General features: G+C 67.5%; 20 protein-coding genes and 1 pseudogene. 6 read left to right on the top strand and 15 right to left on the bottom strand.

Annotated features, from left to right (window positions below; genetic code table 11):
• Positions 1-35 precede the first annotated feature (35 nt).
• Positions 36-215, bottom strand: a pseudogene (locus D3273_RS29975) (phosphotransferase-like protein); the annotation flags it as partial.
• Positions 216-765: 550 nt separating this feature from the next.
• Positions 766-1,170, bottom strand: coding sequence for a rhodanese-like domain-containing protein (locus D3273_RS16050; protein WP_129227896.1), 405 nt, complete (start codon positions 1,168-1,170; stop codon positions 766-768).
• A gap of 85 nt (positions 1,171-1,255) precedes the next feature.
• On the opposite strand from D3273_RS16050, the gene ftrA reads away from it, so the two are divergent.
• The 3 genes from ftrA to D3273_RS28285 all read left to right on the top strand — a co-directional run bounded on the left by ftrA (position 1,256) and on the right by D3273_RS28285 (position 3,585).
• Entirely contained in the window at positions 1,256-2,233 is a 978-nt protein-coding gene (gene ftrA / locus D3273_RS16045) for a transcriptional regulator FtrA (protein WP_129227909.1), read from the top strand.
• A gap of 135 nt (positions 2,234-2,368) precedes the next feature.
• Positions 2,369-3,412 carry an LLM class flavin-dependent oxidoreductase gene (locus tag D3273_RS16040; protein ID WP_129227895.1) on the top strand — a complete coding sequence of 348 codons (1,044 nt, stop codon included), beginning with the start codon at positions 2,369-2,371 and terminating at the stop codon, positions 3,410-3,412.
• On the top strand, positions 3,409-3,585 hold the full coding sequence (locus D3273_RS28285) for a hypothetical protein (RefSeq protein ID WP_165359521.1): 177 nt from the start codon (positions 3,409-3,411) through the stop codon (positions 3,583-3,585). The genes D3273_RS16040 and D3273_RS28285 overlap by 4 nt, the downstream gene beginning before the upstream one ends.
• Before the next feature lie 51 nt (positions 3,586-3,636).
• Here the strand turns inward: D3273_RS28285 and D3273_RS16035 are convergent, their stop codons facing one another.
• Complete coding sequence (locus D3273_RS16035) at positions 3,637-4,452, bottom strand: enoyl-CoA hydratase/isomerase family protein (protein ID WP_129227894.1); 816 nt, start codon at positions 4,450-4,452, stop codon at positions 3,637-3,639.
• A 108-nt stretch (positions 4,453-4,560) separates the two neighbouring features.
• Between D3273_RS16035 and D3273_RS29970 the strand changes: the two genes are divergently transcribed.
• Positions 4,561-4,758 (top strand): short-chain fatty acyl-CoA regulator family protein, encoded by a 198-nt coding sequence (locus tag D3273_RS29970; RefSeq protein ID WP_207210793.1) that lies wholly within the window; start codon positions 4,561-4,563, stop codon positions 4,756-4,758.
• A gap of 21 nt (positions 4,759-4,779) precedes the next feature.
• On the opposite strand, the gene D3273_RS16025 is transcribed toward D3273_RS29970, so the two are convergent.
• From D3273_RS16025 to D3273_RS15995, 7 genes are all read right to left on the bottom strand, one after another.
• Entirely contained in the window at positions 4,780-5,634 is an 855-nt protein-coding gene (locus tag D3273_RS16025; protein WP_129227893.1) for a hypothetical protein, read from the bottom strand.
• Positions 5,624-6,604 (bottom strand): ParB/RepB/Spo0J family partition protein, encoded by a 981-nt coding sequence (locus tag D3273_RS16020; protein ID WP_129227892.1) that lies wholly within the window; start codon positions 6,602-6,604, stop codon positions 5,624-5,626. The genes D3273_RS16025 and D3273_RS16020 overlap by 11 nt, the downstream gene beginning before the upstream one ends.
• A complete protein-coding gene (locus D3273_RS29965) occupies positions 6,604-7,011 on the bottom strand; it encodes a DNA adenine methylase (RefSeq protein WP_428977785.1) in 408 nt (135 codons plus the stop codon). The genes D3273_RS16020 and D3273_RS29965 overlap by 1 nt, the downstream gene beginning before the upstream one ends.
• Positions 7,012-7,056: 45 nt before the next feature.
• Positions 7,057-7,815: a DNA adenine methylase gene (locus tag D3273_RS16010; RefSeq protein WP_129227891.1), complete on the bottom strand. Its 759-nt coding sequence runs from the start codon at positions 7,813-7,815 to the stop codon at positions 7,057-7,059.
• Between the two features lie 163 nt (positions 7,816-7,978).
• Complete coding sequence (locus D3273_RS16005; protein ID WP_245501202.1) at positions 7,979-8,278, bottom strand: nucleotidyltransferase domain-containing protein; 300 nt, start codon at positions 8,276-8,278, stop codon at positions 7,979-7,981.
• A 26-nt stretch (positions 8,279-8,304) separates the two neighbouring features.
• On the bottom strand, positions 8,305-9,018 hold the full coding sequence (locus D3273_RS16000; protein WP_129227889.1) for an LrgB family protein: 714 nt from the start codon (positions 9,016-9,018) through the stop codon (positions 8,305-8,307).
• A complete protein-coding gene (locus tag D3273_RS15995) occupies positions 9,015-9,422 on the bottom strand; it encodes a CidA/LrgA family protein (protein ID WP_129227888.1) in 408 nt (135 codons plus the stop codon). The genes D3273_RS16000 and D3273_RS15995 overlap by 4 nt, the downstream gene beginning before the upstream one ends.
• 187 nt (positions 9,423-9,609) lie before the next feature.
• Between D3273_RS15995 and D3273_RS15990 the strand changes: the two genes are divergently transcribed.
• Positions 9,610-10,926: an MFS transporter gene (locus D3273_RS15990; RefSeq protein ID WP_245501201.1), complete on the top strand. Its 1,317-nt coding sequence runs from the start codon at positions 9,610-9,612 to the stop codon at positions 10,924-10,926.
• A gap of 31 nt (positions 10,927-10,957) precedes the next feature.
• Here D3273_RS15990 and D3273_RS28280 read toward each other — a convergent pair whose 3' ends face one another.
• The 5 genes from D3273_RS28280 to D3273_RS15970 all read right to left on the bottom strand — a co-directional run bounded on the left by D3273_RS28280 (position 10,958) and on the right by D3273_RS15970 (position 13,859).
• A complete protein-coding gene (locus D3273_RS28280; protein ID WP_165359520.1) occupies positions 10,958-11,128 on the bottom strand; it encodes a hypothetical protein in 171 nt (56 codons plus the stop codon).
• On the bottom strand, positions 11,125-11,325 hold the full coding sequence (locus D3273_RS15985; protein ID WP_129227887.1) for a hypothetical protein: 201 nt from the start codon (positions 11,323-11,325) through the stop codon (positions 11,125-11,127). The genes D3273_RS28280 and D3273_RS15985 overlap by 4 nt, the downstream gene beginning before the upstream one ends.
• A gap of 23 nt (positions 11,326-11,348) precedes the next feature.
• The gene (locus D3273_RS15980) at positions 11,349-11,588 is read right to left on the bottom strand and encodes a hypothetical protein (RefSeq protein ID WP_129227886.1); all 240 of its coding nucleotides are present in this window, start codon (positions 11,586-11,588) and stop codon (positions 11,349-11,351) included.
• Positions 11,589-11,676: 88 nt separating this feature from the next.
• Positions 11,677-12,873: a hypothetical protein gene (locus D3273_RS15975; RefSeq protein WP_129227885.1), complete on the bottom strand. Its 1,197-nt coding sequence runs from the start codon at positions 12,871-12,873 to the stop codon at positions 11,677-11,679.
• 11 nt (positions 12,874-12,884) lie between these two features.
• The gene (locus D3273_RS15970; protein ID WP_129227884.1) at positions 12,885-13,859 is read right to left on the bottom strand and encodes a tyrosine recombinase XerC; all 975 of its coding nucleotides are present in this window, start codon (positions 13,857-13,859) and stop codon (positions 12,885-12,887) included.
• Positions 13,860-13,966: 107 nt separating this feature from the next.
• On the opposite strand from D3273_RS15970, the gene D3273_RS15965 reads away from it, so the two are divergent.
• Entirely contained in the window at positions 13,967-15,223 is a 1,257-nt protein-coding gene (locus D3273_RS15965) for an FAD-dependent monooxygenase (protein ID WP_129227883.1), read from the top strand.
• Positions 15,224-15,229: the final 6 nt, after the last annotated feature.

The raw sequence follows: 15,229 nt of genomic DNA, 5'->3' as shown, positions 1-15,229 counted from the left end.
CCGCATCAGCGAGAGGCCCTGAATCACAGGAGGAGTCAGCCCGTCAACGACCAACGGTCAAACTGATGGGTGCTCAGCAGGCCAACCCAAAACACGTCGAGGGGTAACAGTGGACGATCGAAGTCGGCGCGCCGTGACGCCTTCTCGACGATGTGCTCCACCAAGATGTCGAGGCCAGCCGACGCGAAAGCCGCAATCGACCGATGGAAGGCGCCGGAAAACGCCTCGCGCCCATGTCATCTCGCGTCGGAGGCGGTGGGCCGAAAACCTTCGTCGGCGAGTTTATCAAATTCATAGCAGGACAAGGTATTGGGAGCGACCGTGCGCAGCGCGCCGAGGACCGTTGCCCTGCCCACCGCAGACGCCCCATGGAGAATGGCAACGCGCGCTATCACGGCCATAAATTGCGGTCTTGCCACTTTGATCGAACGACTCATCTTGTACCTGTCTGTGCGGTCAGTTCGATTCAGGCAAACCCATAGCGGAGCGCCGATGCCCTGTGGCACCTCGATATGGGTGCATGCGCGAGCCGGCCCGAATGGCGCGCTCTGCCGCGCGGGTAGGGGGCCGTGACGTCGTCGCGGAGGCGGGGCGGCCGACGAGGCGAGCGTCCCTCCGGCCATGAGCCGGTCGATAGCCCGCCGACACAGGCTTGGCGAGGCGTCGCGCGACAGGACAGACCCGCGGTCGAACGCGGCACGATCCCGGACCGGGCCGAGGAGAGGCGCCGCGATGGAGGTGCCCCAATGATCCGGGTGCCTCCGATCACGCCGAACCCTGGCCCACCCCCAGCGCGAAGCCTTCGTCGAGCCAGCCGGTGACCCCGCCCGCCATGATCTTCACGGGCCGGCCGAGTTCGGCGAGCCGGAGCGCCCCGCGGGCGGCGCCGTTGCAGTGGGGGCCGGCGCAGTAGCACACGAAGATTGTGTCCTCCGGCCATCGTTCGAGCGCCGAGCGCACGATCTTGCCCTGCGGCAGGTTGACGGCGCCCGGGACGTGGCCCGCGGCGAAGAGGGCGGGGCCGCGCACGTCGAGCAGCACGAAGTCGGGCCCGCGCGACAGGGCGTCGTGGACGTCCCAACAGTCGGTTTCGAACGCGAACCCGGCGGCGAAATGCTCGCGGGCCGAGGCGCTCGGGGCGGGGGGCACGGCGGTGACGGCGGTCGGCATGGGGATCTCCTTCGGTCGACCACGCGAGGGTGTGCGCGGCGCGGCCGGCTTGCAATCGGCGCGAACGACAGACACCGTGAAGATCATGCCAGACACCACCGGCCCCTTCGCCGTCGCGCTCCTCTACGACGGCCTGTGCACCTTCGAGTTCGGGATCGTGGCCGAAGTGTTCGGCCTGCCCCGGCCCGAGATGGGCGAGGGCTGGTACCGGTTCGCCAGCTGCGCCGTCGAGGACGGGCCCTTGCGGGCGCAGGGGGGCTTCCGCTTGACGCCCGACCACGGCGCCGAGCTGATCGATCGCGCCGACCTCGTCGTCGTGCCGGGTTGGAGGGGCGCCGACGCGCCGGTCCCCGAGGATCTGTGCCGCCGCCTGCGCGCGGCCCACGCGCGCGGCGCGCGGCTGGCCTCCATCTGCTCGGGCGCCTTCGTGCTCGCCGCGACCGGGCTCCTCGACGGCGGCACCGCGACGACGCATTGGCGCTACGCCGACGCGCTGCGCGCGCGCCATCCCGCGGTCGCGGTCGACCACGCCTCGCTCTACCGGTCCCACGGCCGCGTCTTCACCTCCGCCGGCAGCGCCGCGGGGATCGACCTGATGATCGAGATCGTGCGCCGGGACTACGGGCCCGACGCGGCGAATTCGGTGGCGCGCCGCCTCGTCATGCCCGCGCACCGCGCGGGCGGGCAGGCGCAGGTCCTGGAGCGGCCGGTGCCGGCGCGGCGGCAGTCCGAGGTCGCGCCGCTGCTGGACCGCATGCGGGTGGAACTCGGGGCGGCATGGCCGCTGGCGCGCATGGCCGGGGAATGCCGCATGAGCGTCCGCACGTTCGTCCGGCGCTTCACCGAGGCCACGGGCTCACCTCCGGGGGAATGGCTCGCGGCCGAGCGGGTCGAGGAGGCCAAGCGCCTGCTCGCGGCGGGCCGCTTGAGCGCCGACGAGGTCGCCACCGCCGTCGGGATGGGCGGTGCCGATACGCTGCGGCACCATTTCCGCAGGCGCGTCGGCCTCAGCCCCCGGGACTACCGGATCCGCTTCGGACCCGCCGAAGCGCGGCCGCGATAGGCGCGCTTCGCCCGCGCCACGCCGTGCCCCCGCGTCCCGGCCGCCGCCGAGGCGGCGGCGAACCAGCCCCCCGAGGTGCGCCCCGCGCCGCCTTCCGCTACCCTGCGCGCCACCACGACCACCGGATTTCCGCGCATGACCCACCCCCTCGAACTCGGCCTCGACACGTTCGGCGACACCACTGCCGGCCCGGACGGCGCGCCCCTGCCGCACGGTCAGGTGATCCGCGACGTCGTCGAGGAAGCGGTGGTGGCCGACGCGGCGGGGGTCGATTTCTTCGGCGTCGGCGAGCACCACCGCGCCGATTTCGCCGTGTCGTCGCCCGAAACCCTGCTGGCCGGCATCGCGGGGCGCACGACCGCCATCCGCCTCGGCTCGGCCGTGACGGTGCTGAGCTCGGACGACCCCGTCCGGGTGTTCCAGCGTTTCTCGACGCTGAACGCCCTGTCGTCGGGCCGCGCCGAGGTGGTGCTGGGGCGCGGCTCCTTCACCGAGTCCTTTCCGCTGTTCGGCTACGACCTCGACCGCTACGAAGCGCTGTTCGAGGAGAAGCTCGACCTCTTCGCGGCCCTGCTGAAGGGCGGCCCCACCACCTGGCGCGGCACCGTGCGGGCGCCGCTCGATGCCCAGGAGGTGTTTCCCACCGTCGAGGGCACCCTGCGCACCTGGGTCGGGGTCGGCGGCAGCCCGAAATCCGTGGTGCGGGCCGCGAGCCACGACCTCCCCATGATGCTGGCCATCATCGGCGGCGATCCGATGCGCTTTCTTCCCCACGTCGATCTCTACCGCCGCGCCTTCGCGCAGTTCGGCCGGCCGGTGCGCCCGGTGGGCGTCCATTCCCACGGCCACGTCGCCGCGACGGACGCGGAAGCGCGCGACGAGCTGTGGCCCGACTACAAGCGCATGCGCGACCGCATCGGCGCCGAGCGCGGCTGGCCGCCGATGCGCCGCGCCGAGTTCGACGCCGAGGCCGACGGCGGCTCGCTCTACGTCGGCTCGCCCGACACGGTGGCCCGCCGCATCGCCGCGACGGTGCGGGGCCTCGGCCTGTCGCGCTTCGACATGAAATACAGCGCCGGCCCGCTGTCGCACGCCAAGATGATGCGCTCGATCGAGCTCTACGGCACGCGGGTGATCCCGCGGGTGCGCGAAATGCTGGCCGAACGGGCGGCGGCATGAGGCTCCTCCTCGCCCTGCTGGCCTGCCTCCTGCTCGCCGCCTGCGCCAACGCGGACGGTTCGCGCCCGCGGCTGGCGTCGGACGCGCCCGCGAGCGCCGCCGGGTTCAACGGCGGCTATGCGGGCACGAACTACGGCTTCAGCAACCTCAACACCAAGAGCGCGCCGTTCTGAGCGCGGTCGCCCGGCGGTGAAGCACAGCCTTCGCCCCGGTTGGAGGGGGTGTCATCGCTCCGCGACGACGCCGTGTCCCGCGGGGAAAGGCGGGGAGCCGATGGTTCGCAGCGCCGTCGCGGCGGCGGCCCAATGGTCGTCGTGGACCCAGGCGTCGGCGAAGGCGGCGCGCTCCGCCGCCCGCCGTTCCGCCCGGGGCAGGCCGTCCCGGTCGGCCAGCGCCTGCGCCTTGAAGGCGCGAAGCACGCGCGGGCACTGGCGCCGCATCGGCGCGACAAAGCGCTCGACCGCGTCGCCGAAGCTTTCGCCGTCCGCCGCGACGGCGTCGGCGAGCCCGATCGCGAGCGCTTCGGCGCCGCCCACCGCCGCGCTCCGCGCCAGCAGCGACAAGCCCCGCGCCGGGCCGACGAGGCGCATCAGGTCCGCGGCGCCGCCCCAGGAGGTGGGGATGTTCAGCCGCCCCTGGATGAAGCCGATGCGGGCCCCCGCCGCCATCACGCGCAGGTCGCAGGCGACGGCGAGTTCCGCGCCGCCGCCGAGCGCGTCGCCGTTCAGCGCCGCCACGACCGGCACGGGGCAGCGGCGCACGGCGTCCAGCGCCGCGTGGGCCTCGTCCGAGAAGGCGAGGGCGTCGGCGTGGGAGCGAACCCCGTCCAATTCGCGCAGGTCGCCGCCGGCCGCGAAACACCGGTCCCCCGCGCCGGTCACGATCGCGGCCCGGAGGGCCTCGTCGTCGCGGACGGCCGCGAAGGCGTCGTGGATCAGCGCCAGCACGCGGCGGCTCAGCGGGTTGCGCTTGTCGGGCCGGTTCACCGTCACCCGCAGCAGGTCCGCGTCGCGGTGGACCAGGACTACGTCGTCGACCATGGCGAGCCTCCCCCGGGATCCGCCCCGAAGGACGCTCTGGCCCCGCCGTAGCGCGGGGCTGGGCGGGCGGTCGACCTCTTTCTCGGCCGCCCCGGCAACCACGTCCTGGTGCTCGCCGCCGACCCGCCGGTCACGGCGGTCGACCCCGCCTGCCGCATCTGCGAGCAGCCCGAGTGCCCGGCCCGCGCGGCGCGGCCGGTTACTCGCACGCTGATGGTCGACGACTTCCGGAAAACGGTGTCGCCTCCCCGTTCGCGCCAGTGTTTTTTAAATAGGTTTGGATTTGTAAATCCGCATACAAATTAATCGCCAAAATCATGCATTATATCACGTGTTGTGAATATGTATCTTATATTTCATGGCCTTTGACATTTTGTAGAGATTTTCACAAATCAAGATACTGTCCAAGAAGCCATTCCTTGCCATTCTTGCGCGCTCTGAAGCCTGTTTAGCCGAAGCAGGAGAGTGACTCGTAGAATTACGATATTGCTTTACAAAGTCTCGAGCTCCGCCAAGGGCAGCTCGGTACGGTTTGAAATTGTTTGTCGCATACAACGCATCAATCTGATCCGCAAGCGGTTTTGAAGCTTGACTATTTGTTAGAATCCCTTTTTTAACCGCTTGGTACACGACCGACGTGATGACGCCCTCGACGACTTGCGCTGCCTCCTGAAGTCCTTGGTTTGTTCGCACTGAGTAAGTTTCATATGCCGACTTCAGAGATGGCTTCAACGTGCTTCCAACGCTACTTATCCTGGAATCGAATTGCTCTTTCGAGATAAATTGAGCCATTGGGATGCACGAATGTTGAACAGTTAAATGACTGTTCTCATCCACTGTTACGATACCAAATCCGTGTTGTTTTAAGGCATTTATTTCTCTCTGCCTTGTGTCTGCTAAATAGGCTTCGAGGGAGCATGCCTGATAGACAGAAATGGGCAGTTCATATATACTGATTTCATGCGCCGAGCCTTTGAGGCTAATAGGATATAGATTATCTTCGACTTCCACTGCAACAATGTGATATTTAGCTGGACGTAAGTAGAATGAGGGTCTCCACGAAATTGAGTCGGCAATGCCATTCTCGATTTTAAGGCCATGAGAGCCATATCGAGCGACGAAATGATTAAGACTGGTTGTGGCGACAGCCTGTAGACGCTCAGTTAGGGTCTCAAATGGCATCGTCCGCCCCTAACACACGCTCAATCATCTCTCGGAGATTTAGCAGCTTTGAGCGAACACTCGGACCAATCGATGTGTGATCATTACTCTCTAGTGTTGCATCCAGATACTCATATATTGAGTCTATATTGATTCCAATTTTTCTTTCATCATATCTTGTCTCAAATTGCTCAGCAAAAATTTCATCGATGCTGATTCCGTTGTCAGCATTAAAAATTTGGCTTATAGCCCTTCGAGCTTTCTGCTCTTGAATACCGATTGTACTAACAGACGTCGCAATTTTTGAAAGCTTACGAAAATCTGTAATGTTGTTAATAGTTTTGTCTCTAAACTTTTTTATCAAAGAGTCTCGAACGTCGTTCATGTCAGATACGACAGAGGGAAGTCGTTTCTGAATAGTCTTCAGAGATCGTTCCATTTCGATAAAGAAGTCTTCCGATAGACGCTGCTTCTGCTTTGGAAGCTCAAGTTCTTTCTCAAGCATTCGCCTGTAGGAAGGTGGTAAACTGAACAGTAAGCGACATCTGCGAATTTGTCCTCGCGTCAAGCCGGTTAGTTCGCTAAGGTCTTGCTCATTGGGATCTTCATCCCCGTTTTCTAACTTATATAGATTGATTACCTCTGGAAGCTTGTTGGCAATGGTCAGATAATCCCACTGCTCTCTAAGAGCATGGATGTTGAACATCAGAAGGAGATTATTTAGTTCAGTTGGCTTTGGTTGTACTAACGCTGGAATGCGTTTCAGATTTAACTTCAACGCGCAACGCCAGCGACGTTCGCCATCGATTAAAACGAAATGATCTTCCTCTTCGTATACTGTGATAGGGACTTGGATTCCATATCGTCTGATGGATGTCATCAGAGTCTCTGCCTCTTCTGACCGAAAGAAGAGGCGAGGGTTCTGGGAATTTCTCTTGACCTTGTCTGGAGAAAGATCCTTTAGTGCGCCATGAGGCTGACGTTCAGTCATTAGTGCCTCGCGAAGAAAAGCTGTTCGACCACAGCATGCTTTGAGGGACCCTTTGATGCTCCGAAAGTGGAATGTGAATGTTCAATTGTAGATAAGCAATCCACTTTTTCAAAGTGCAAACTCAGTATCTTTTCGGGATCAACACCTCTCTGATATATAAGACCATTAGTCGGGTAGCTCAGTACTAAGTCTGACCCTAAATCTGAAATGCCACTTGCTAGCGCGTTGAGTGCTTCAGCGGATGTCGATTTTACAGAGAAGGGAGTTCTAAATCTGTCAGTCCGGTAGCGGCCATGTCCAGATAATTGAGGTGTATCGTAGAGAGCAATTGTCTCGAAAAGATGATAAAATCGTGAGTACTGATCGTCAGTATATGGTGGGTCCGCATAAATTACAGATGGCTTGATGCTGCTGTTTTTTAATTCAGGGATAATCGCAAGGGTGTCACAATTTTAGCATCTATTTTCTAACCGCCAGTCGATAGTCCCCACTGGACGCAATTCATCAATGGCAGCTAGCCATTCTTCCCAGAAAAGACGGCGACGCTGCCTTATAAATACTTTAAAATTATTCTCTTTTGGCTTTAGAAATTGCGCAAAATGTCCAGTGGAGTTCGCGATGCGAATAGCTGCCCGACCCATCGCAACTATCGCCCACCGTAAGCACTCGGCAGTGCGCGAAGAATTACGGTTTTGTCCTCTGACGCTGCATGAGAGTGCGTCGATATCGATAGCTTGTTGAAGTCCAAAATAAGAATCGGAGTAGAATTTAGTGAAGAAGAAAAACTTTTCTATACTGAGCGTATCGATGTTGTTAATTTCTCTTTTCAAGGTCTCCTTATAGTCAGCGTAGATTGTGCTAAATTCTGAAAAGCTCATCTCTGGATTAAAAGATCTCTCAATTTTCAAAGTGTCGGCAAAGCATCTAATTAAGTCGTCTCGATGAGATAAAAACGCCAAATGATATTCATCAGCTGCGTCGGTGCAACTCAAAGGATCTGCTTTTGCTTTAAACAAGCAATGACCGACAAGGTACGCAAAATGCTGAACGTCATTCGTCCAAACATTTCGCCATGGTGCAACAGCTTCTGCTACCGAGCACATTCCCGCAAAAACGTCGAAAACGATCCCTGGCTTAGCTTGACTTAAAACCTCTACGACCATTGGCGCTAAACCGCGCTTCGTACCCATGTAGCTGATGTGTGCGCCCATATCGTCCTCGCCTTGCAGAGACGGTATATGACATCAAGGGTTGTTTGAAGCTGTTTTCGGTAGAGAAGCGCCACAAAAATGTCTTGATATCCTCTGCTTTCGAGCTATTTTGAACCTTCGCCGTAATTTGAATTCGACAACTTGTGTGACATTGCGAGCACAGTCACAGGTCGACTCCGTCCCGCAGCAGGTTGGCCATGAAGATCGTGCGCTCGTGGAGAGCGTTTTCCCCCAGGGGCAGAGCGCTAATCGTGAAGTCTGTGTCGATCTCGATGTCCGACAAGATCGAGGTTTGCCGGCTAAAGTCGACCTCGTCACGCAGGCACACCGCCACGTAGTAGTCCGAATCCGGTCGGTGGTTGCCACGCACCCGCGAGCCGAACAGCACAACGCACGCGATGTGGGCGTCGAAGGCGGCATCGAGCGCCGAACGGAAGCGGAGCATGAAGGGATCGGGGACCATGAGCCCAGCCTACCACCTCCTGCCCGTCAGAACAGCCCGAGCACCATCGGCGCCAGCACGGCCGTCACCAGGGCGTTCAAACCGAGCGCGATGCCGGCGAAGGTGCCCGCCACGCTGTCCACCGTGAAGGCCCGCGCGGTGCCGATGCCGTGGGCGGCGAGGCCGGCCGCGAAGCCGCGCGCGGCGAAGTCCGTCATCCGCAGGGCGTTCATCAGCGGCGTCACCATCACGGCGCCGAGGATGCCGGTGAGGATCACCAGCGCGGCCGTCAGCGAGGGCTGGCCGCCGAGCCGCTCCGACACCGCCATGGCGACCGGCGTGGTGACGGATTTCGGCGCCAGCGAGGCCAGCACGTCGCGCGGGGCGCCGAGCGCTGCGGCGATGCCGAGCGCCGAGCCGATCGAAACGGCCGCGCCGGCCAGCAGCGCCGCCATCATGGGCACGAGGTTGCGCAGCACCAGCGCCCGGTTGCGGTACAGCGGGATGCCCAGCGCCACGGTGGCGGGGCCGAGCAGGAAATGGATGAACTGCGCGCCGTCGAAGTAGGTGCGGTAGCTCGTCTCCGAGCCCAGCACCAGGGCGCCCACGATTGTCGCCGCGATCAGCACGGCGTTGGCGACCGGGTGCCGGCCGGACGCCTTCGCCAGCGCGTCGGCGGCGAGCCAAGCCAGCAGCGTGACGGTGAGCCAGAAGAGCGGCGTCGTCGACAGGTAGATCCAGAGGCCGAAGACGGACGTCACGCGGCGTCCCCCCGGTTGTCCGGCGCTTCGTCGGCGGCGCGGTGTCCCATCAGCCGCGACACCCCGACAAAGACCAGCACCGTGACGGCCAGCGTGAGGGCGGTGGAGCCGACGAGCGCCAACGCCAGGGCCAGCGCCTGGGCCTTGAGCAGGCCGCCGTACTGGATCACGCCGACGCCGGCCGGCACGAAGAGCAGGCCCAGGTTCGACAGCAGCCCGTCGCCGACGCGCGCCGCCGGGCTCGCCGCCACCTCGGCATCGGTGCGGCCGCGGCCCCAGACGGCGAAGCCGGCGACGAGCAGGACGAGGCCCAGAACCGGGCCGGGCACCGGCAGGCCGAGGCCGCGCGACGCGATCTCGCCGACCAACTGGCACACCAGGAGCACCGCGAATCCCAAAACCATGCGTCAGCCCCGCCCGTCGACGCGCCGTCGATGCGCCGCCGCGCCGCGAAGCGCAACCTCCGGGGGCCGGACGGACCTTTCGCCCGCGCCGAATCGGTGCAGAATGGGCCCCGGGCGACCACGAGCCGAAAACGGCCGGGCGCCCGCGGCACCCCGGCCGGGGGGCCGGATTCGGGGGGAGGGACCCATGGTGCAGGTTCGGGGCACGCCGCGCGTGAGGCGCATCCAGACCGTCTCGCTGGCGCTTCTGGTGACGGCCGGCGTCGTCAACTACGTCGACCGCGCCACGCTGGCGGTGGCCAACCCGCTGATCCGCGCCGACATGGGCCTGAGCCTCGGCGAGATGGGCCTGCTCCTGTCCGCCTTCCTGTGGGCCTACGCCTTCGCGCAGCTCCCCGCCGGCGCCATCTCGGACCGGATCGGGCCGCGCCTGATGCTCACGATCGGGCTGAGCTGCTGGTCGCTCGGCCAGATGCTCGGCGGCGTCGTGACGTCCTTCTGGGAGTTCGTCGGCGCCCGCGTGGTGCTCGGCGTCGGCGAGGCGCCGCATTTCCCGACCTGCGCCCGCGTGTCGCGCGACTGGTTCAACATCCGCCAGCGCGGCACCGCCACCGGCATCTGGAACTCCGCGTCCTCGCTGGGGACCTTCCTGGCGCTGCCGCTGCTCACCGGCCTGATGGTGAACTTCGGCTGGCGCGCCATGTTCGTCGCCATGGGGGTGGCGGGCCTGGTCCTCGCCGCCACCGTGTTCCTGGTGTTCCGGAACCCGCGCGAGGTCGACCTCACCGACGAGGAGCGCGCCTTTCTGCGCGAAGGCGACGCGCCGGGCACCGCGGCGCGCGTCACCTGGGCCGATTGGCGGCGGCTCTTCGCCTACCGGACGACGTGGGGCATGATCGTCGGCTATTTCGGCTGCATCTACATGACCTGGCTCTACACCGCCTGGCTGCCGAGCTACCTCGAGATCGAGCGCCACTTCACCCTCGGCAAGACGGGCCTGATCGGCTCCATCCCCTTCGCCTTCGGGGTGGCGGGCGGCATCCTGGGCGGGCGCATCGTCGACATGCTGGTCCGCCGCGGCGTGGACCCGATCCGCTCCCGCAAGATCCCCATGGCGACCTCGCTCGTCGCCACGGCGGTTTTCACCGTGGTGGCGGCGCTGACGCCGAGCGACGCCCTGGCGATCGCCTGCATCTCGGCGTCGCTGTTCCTGGTGTACCTGTGCTCGTCGTCGGCCTGGGCCATGGCGTCCGTGGCGGCGGCGGCCAACTGCACGGCCTCGATCGGTTCCATGCAGAACTTCGGCGGCTACATCGGCGGCGCGCTGGCCCCCACCGTCACGGGCTACATCGTGCAGGGGACGGGGCACTTCTCGATGGCCTTCGTCACCGGCGCCGTCATCGCCCTCGTGGCGGCGATCGGCTACTGGACGCTGATCCAGGACCCCATCCCCGCCACGGCCGCGAAAACCAGCGCGCTGGGCGGGCTCAGGGCGGCGGAATAGGGCGGGGCCCGGGTGCCCGGCCGGCCGGGGTTCAAGGCCGCCGCGCGCTCCGGGCGAACACGGCCGCGCCCGCGAGCGCCGTGGCGATGCCGATGCCCAGCCACCGGCGCTGCCCCGTCATGAAGCTGCCCCCGACGAGCCCGGCTCCCTGCAGGATCCACAGGATCCCGACGAGCACGAGGGCGATGCCGAGCGCCCTCACGGCGTCCCGCGCCGGCCCGCGCGGATCTCGGCGCCCTTGCGCTTCACCGCTTCCTGGGCGAGGCGCGCCGCCCGCAGGCGCTCGGTGCGCTCGCGCACTTCCCGCTCGGCGCGGGCCGCCTCGGTTTCGGCCGGGGCGTCCGGTTTCCTGAACCGCGCCTCGGCCCTGGCCCGCGCGGCTTCGATGTCCTGCGTCATCCGTCGTGTCTCCTCGTCGGCCCTCACCCGCGGCGGGCGAGATGCAGCAGCGGCAGGGCGGTGACCAGCAGCAGCGTGGCGGCGACGGCGAACATCAGCCGCTTCTCGTCCCGGTAGGCGTCGCTGGCCCAGACCAGCGGGATCATGCAGGAGGCCGCCTCGCCGAACACGAGCGGGATGGCGTGGGTATAGGCCAGCAGGCAGATCGCGAGGCTGATCCCCAGCACCGCCCACCGCGCCCTGCGATACGTATCGCGATCCACCCGTCCCTCCGCGTCCTGCGATCCACGGCCCCGCCCGTCCCGGCGGCGGCACACCACCACGGCGTTCCCCGCCCGGCAAGCCGCCGCGTCACGGCGCGGCCTCGATCGTCGCGCGGCGGCGCACGAGGCTGCGCCGGCCCGTGACGCTGCAGCCCTCGGTCTGCAGCACGTCGTAGTAGAGGTCAACGCTCCGCCCGGCGCGGTCGAAGTTGCGCGACGGCGAGGCCGGGTCGAGGATCACGGGATAGCTCACCAGCGGGCCGCCGGCCCGGCACGGGTCGTCGTAGAGCGTCGGGCCGGCGAGCAGCAGCCGCGGCGCGCCCCAGTGGAGCAGGTCGGGCGAGGTCGCGGTGTAGAAGCCCGACACGGGAAAGGACCCCGCATCCGCCTTGGCTTGGAAGGCCGCCAGCCACAGGCCGCCCGGCTCGACGCGCACGATCGACCCGACCGGCGCCGGGAAGGGGGCGACGACGGCGCAGGGCTTCGGATGCGGCGTGCCGCGGTAGGGGTCGGCATAGGCGATCGAGAAGCCCCGCCCGTCCCAGGCGCGCCAGGAGCGCGGTTCGGCGGGCGTGGCCGAGCGGAACAGGCACACGCCGGCCCCCTGGTCCCGGCCCGCCTCCGGGGCCAGGCCGGCGACGCTCGCGGCCTCGTCCCAGCCCGTCGTCGAGGCCATGAAATATTCGTATCGCCCGTCCGCCACGATGTTGGACGGGTTGAAGAAGCCGCGGTGGCGGCCCTGGTCGACGTCCTGCCGGAAGGGCGCCGAGGCCACGACGGTCGCGGGGCGCGCGAAGTCGGCGCCGTCGTCCGCCGAGCGCACTTCCAGCACGGTGTTGGACCAGCACTGCATGTAGTCCGGGAAGCGGCAGCGGCCGGGGTGCTCGTTCGCCTGGTATTCGTGGTGGATCAGCGCCGACACGTCCTTCCCGTCCGCCGTCCAGGTGGCGGCGATCCAGCTCCGGTCGTCGTAACGCGCGGGGTCGGGGTCGCCGTGCGACGCGTAGACGACGTGGCAGTCGATCTTGAGGTGGCCGAGGTCGGGGCCCCTCAGGGCTCGGTTGTCGTAATGGAGCCCGAACAGAGCCACGCCGCCGGCGGCGTCGCGAAAAGCCCGCACGGGGGCGTCCGGCACGTCGTCCGGCGTGCAGCCGTCGGCCGGCGCGGCATACACGGTTTCGGGCGCGCCGGGGGCGAGGGCCACCCGCAGCCGCGGCGCTTCGCCGGCGGCGGCGGGGCACGCCGCCAGCAGGGCGAGGAGGAGGGCGGGGACGCGGGGGCGCATCGCGGGGTCCTTCAGCGCGCGCGGGGGTGGGCGGCGCGGTAGGCTTCCACGAGCCGGGCGGAATCGACTGCGGTATACACCTGCGTGGTCGACAGCGAGGCGTGGCCCAGCAGCTCCTGGATGGTGCGGAGGTCGCCGCCGCGCCCGAGGAGGTGGGTGGCGAAGGAATGGCGCAGCGCGTGCGGCGTGGCGGAAGCGGGCAGGCCCAGCGCGCCGCGCAGCCGCTCCACCGTCAGCTGGATGATGCGCGGCGACAGCGGGCCCCCGCGCACCCCGACGAAGAGCGGCCCCGCGCCGGGCAGGGGGTGGGGGCACAGGGCCAGGTAGGCTTCCACGGCGCGGCGCACGGGTTCGATCACCGGCACCATGCGGGTCTTGCGGCCCTTGCCGGTGACCGTGAGGGCGTCCTGTCCGCCCGTCGGCGCTTCGGCGCGGGCGAGGCCGAGCGCTTCCCCGATGCGCAGGCCGGCGCCGTAGAGCAGCGCCAGCACGGCCGCGTCGCGCGCCAGCACCCAGGGGGCGCGCTCCTCGTCGGCGCGCGTCGCGGGGTCGGCCATCTCGATCGCCGCCGGCGCGGGGATCGGCTTCGGCAGGCGGCGCGCCATCTTGGGCGAGCGCACCGCGTCGAACACCGCGGCGCGGCCGAGCCCTTCGCGCTCGACGTGGCGCGCGAAGGAGCGCAGCCCCGCGAGGTTGCGCGCCAGCGACCGGCTCTCGACGCCGTCGGCGCGGCGCCGCGCCATGAAGGCCCGCAGGTCGGCCGGCGTCAGCGCCGACAGCGCGGCGAGGTCGGCGGGCTCGCCGTGGTGGTGGGCGAGGAAGAGGAGGAACTGGCGCAGGTCGCGCCCGTAGGCCTCGACCGTCTCCTCCGACAGCCGCCGCTCGCCGCGCAGCCGCCCGAGCCAGGCCAGCGCCTGCGCGGCGAGGTCCGCGCCGGCCGGGGCCGGGAAGACGGTGGGGGCTTCGGGGGTGGGCCGGTCGAGCATGGGGGCATCCTGCGCGCGCGAGCTTAAGGCCGGGTTGCGCCGGAAGCGCGGCGCCTTGACGGTGCGGGCGCCGGTCCCCAGAACCCGATGGGCTCGGGAGTGCTGCGATGGCCGATACGTTGGACGTGCTGGTGGCGGGGGGCGGCATCGCGGGGCTCGCCTTCGCGGCCGCCCTGCGCCGCGCCGCGCCGATGAGCCGCGTCGCCGTGGCCGACCCGGGCTTCGCGGCCCCCGGCGGCGCGGCCTCCGCCGGCGAGCGCCGCACGCTGCGCGCCGTCGCGGTGGCGGCCGGCTCGCGCCGCTTCCTCGACACGCTCGGCGCCTGGGACGCGGTGGCGGCCTCGGCCCAGCCGATGGTCGAGATGGTCATCACGGATTCGCGCGAGAACGACGCCCCGCGCCCGGTGTTCCTCGACTTCGACGGCGAAGCGGAGCCCGGCGAGCCCTTCGCCCACATGGTGTTCCAGGACGACCTGCGCGCCGCCGTGCTCGACGCGGCGCGCCGCGCGGGCGTCGAGCTCAGGCCCGATCGCGTCGCCGGCTTCGTCCGCGACGGCACCGCCGCCCTGGCGGTCGCGGTAGGGCCGGGGCTGGCCGGGGCGGGGCCGCGCACGCGGCTCCTGGTGGCGGCCGACGGGGGGCGGTCGCGCCTGCGCGAGGCGGCGGGGATCGGCACGGTGGGCTGGGACTACGACCAGTCCGGCATCGTGGCGACGCTGGCCCACGGGATCCCGCACGACGGGCGCGCCACCCAGCACTTCCTGCCCGGCGGGCCGCTGGCGGTGCTGCCGATGCGCGCCGCCGACGGGTCCGAGCGGCGCTTCTCGCTGGTCTGGTCGGCCCCCCACGCCGAAGCGGCGCGCCTCGTCGCGCTGCCGCCGGACGCCTTCGTGGCGGCGCTGGAGGAGCGGATCGGCTTCGCCTACGGGGCGCTGACGCTGGAAGACAGGCCCGCCGCCTACCCGCTGCGGCTCGTCCTGCCGCGCGGGCTCGTGGGGGAGCGCTTCGCGCTGCTCGGGGATGCGGCGCGCACCATCCACCCCCTCGCCGGGCAGGGGCTGAACCTCGGCCTGCGGGATGCCGCGGCGCTGGCCGAGCGGGTCGCGGAGCCGTTGAACCTGGGGCTCGACCCGGCCGACCCCGACGCGCTGTCGGCCTACGAGCGTGCGCGCCGCTTCGACGCCGTGCTGATGGCCGGGGCGACGGACGGGCTGAACCGCCTGTTCTCCAACGACAGCCTGCCGGCGCGCGTGCTGCGCGACGTCGGCATGGGCCTGGTCGACCGCGTGCCGGCGCTGAAGCGGTTCTTCATCCGCGACGCGTCCGGCCTGTCCGGCGCGACGCCGGAGCGGTTTCGGCCCTAGGGCCGG

Source organism: Lichenibacterium minor, from assembly GCF_004137685.1.
Taxonomy (GTDB): Bacteria; Pseudomonadota; Alphaproteobacteria; order Rhizobiales; family Beijerinckiaceae; genus Lichenihabitans; species Lichenihabitans minor.
This window is presented reverse-complemented; position numbering and strand designations above follow the sequence as displayed.

Coding starts and splice junctions, on each gene's coding strand:
- D3273_RS16050 (WP_129227896.1), bottom strand. CDS start 1,170: ATGCCGACCGCCGTCACCGCCGTGCCCCCCGCCCCGAGCGCCTCGGCC.
- ftrA (WP_129227909.1), top strand. CDS start 1,256: ATGCCAGACACCACCGGCCCCTTCGCCGTCGCGCTCCTCTACGACGGC.
- D3273_RS16040 (WP_129227895.1), top strand. CDS start 2,369: ATGACCCACCCCCTCGAACTCGGCCTCGACACGTTCGGCGACACCACT.
- D3273_RS28285 (WP_165359521.1), top strand. CDS start 3,409: ATGAGGCTCCTCCTCGCCCTGCTGGCCTGCCTCCTGCTCGCCGCCTGC.
- D3273_RS16035 (WP_129227894.1), bottom strand. CDS start 4,452: ATGGTCGACGACGTAGTCCTGGTCCACCGCGACGCGGACCTGCTGCGG.
- D3273_RS16025 (WP_129227893.1), bottom strand. CDS start 5,634: ATGCCATTTGAGACCCTAACTGAGCGTCTACAGGCTGTCGCCACAACC.
- D3273_RS16020 (WP_129227892.1), bottom strand. CDS start 6,604: ATGACTGAACGTCAGCCTCATGGCGCACTAAAGGATCTTTCTCCAGAC.
- D3273_RS16010 (WP_129227891.1), bottom strand. CDS start 7,815: ATGGGCGCACACATCAGCTACATGGGTACGAAGCGCGGTTTAGCGCCA.
- D3273_RS16005 (WP_245501202.1), bottom strand. CDS start 8,278: ATGGTCCCCGATCCCTTCATGCTCCGCTTCCGTTCGGCGCTCGATGCC.
- D3273_RS15995 (WP_129227888.1), bottom strand. CDS start 9,422: ATGGTTTTGGGATTCGCGGTGCTCCTGGTGTGCCAGTTGGTCGGCGAG.
- D3273_RS15990 (WP_245501201.1), top strand. CDS start 9,610: ATGGTGCAGGTTCGGGGCACGCCGCGCGTGAGGCGCATCCAGACCGTC.
- D3273_RS15985 (WP_129227887.1), bottom strand. CDS start 11,325: ATGACGCAGGACATCGAAGCCGCGCGGGCCAGGGCCGAGGCGCGGTTC.
- D3273_RS15975 (WP_129227885.1), bottom strand. CDS start 12,873: ATGCGCCCCCGCGTCCCCGCCCTCCTCCTCGCCCTGCTGGCGGCGTGC.
- D3273_RS15970 (WP_129227884.1), bottom strand. CDS start 13,859: ATGCTCGACCGGCCCACCCCCGAAGCCCCCACCGTCTTCCCGGCCCCG.
- D3273_RS15965 (WP_129227883.1), top strand. CDS start 13,967: ATGGCCGATACGTTGGACGTGCTGGTGGCGGGGGGCGGCATCGCGGGG.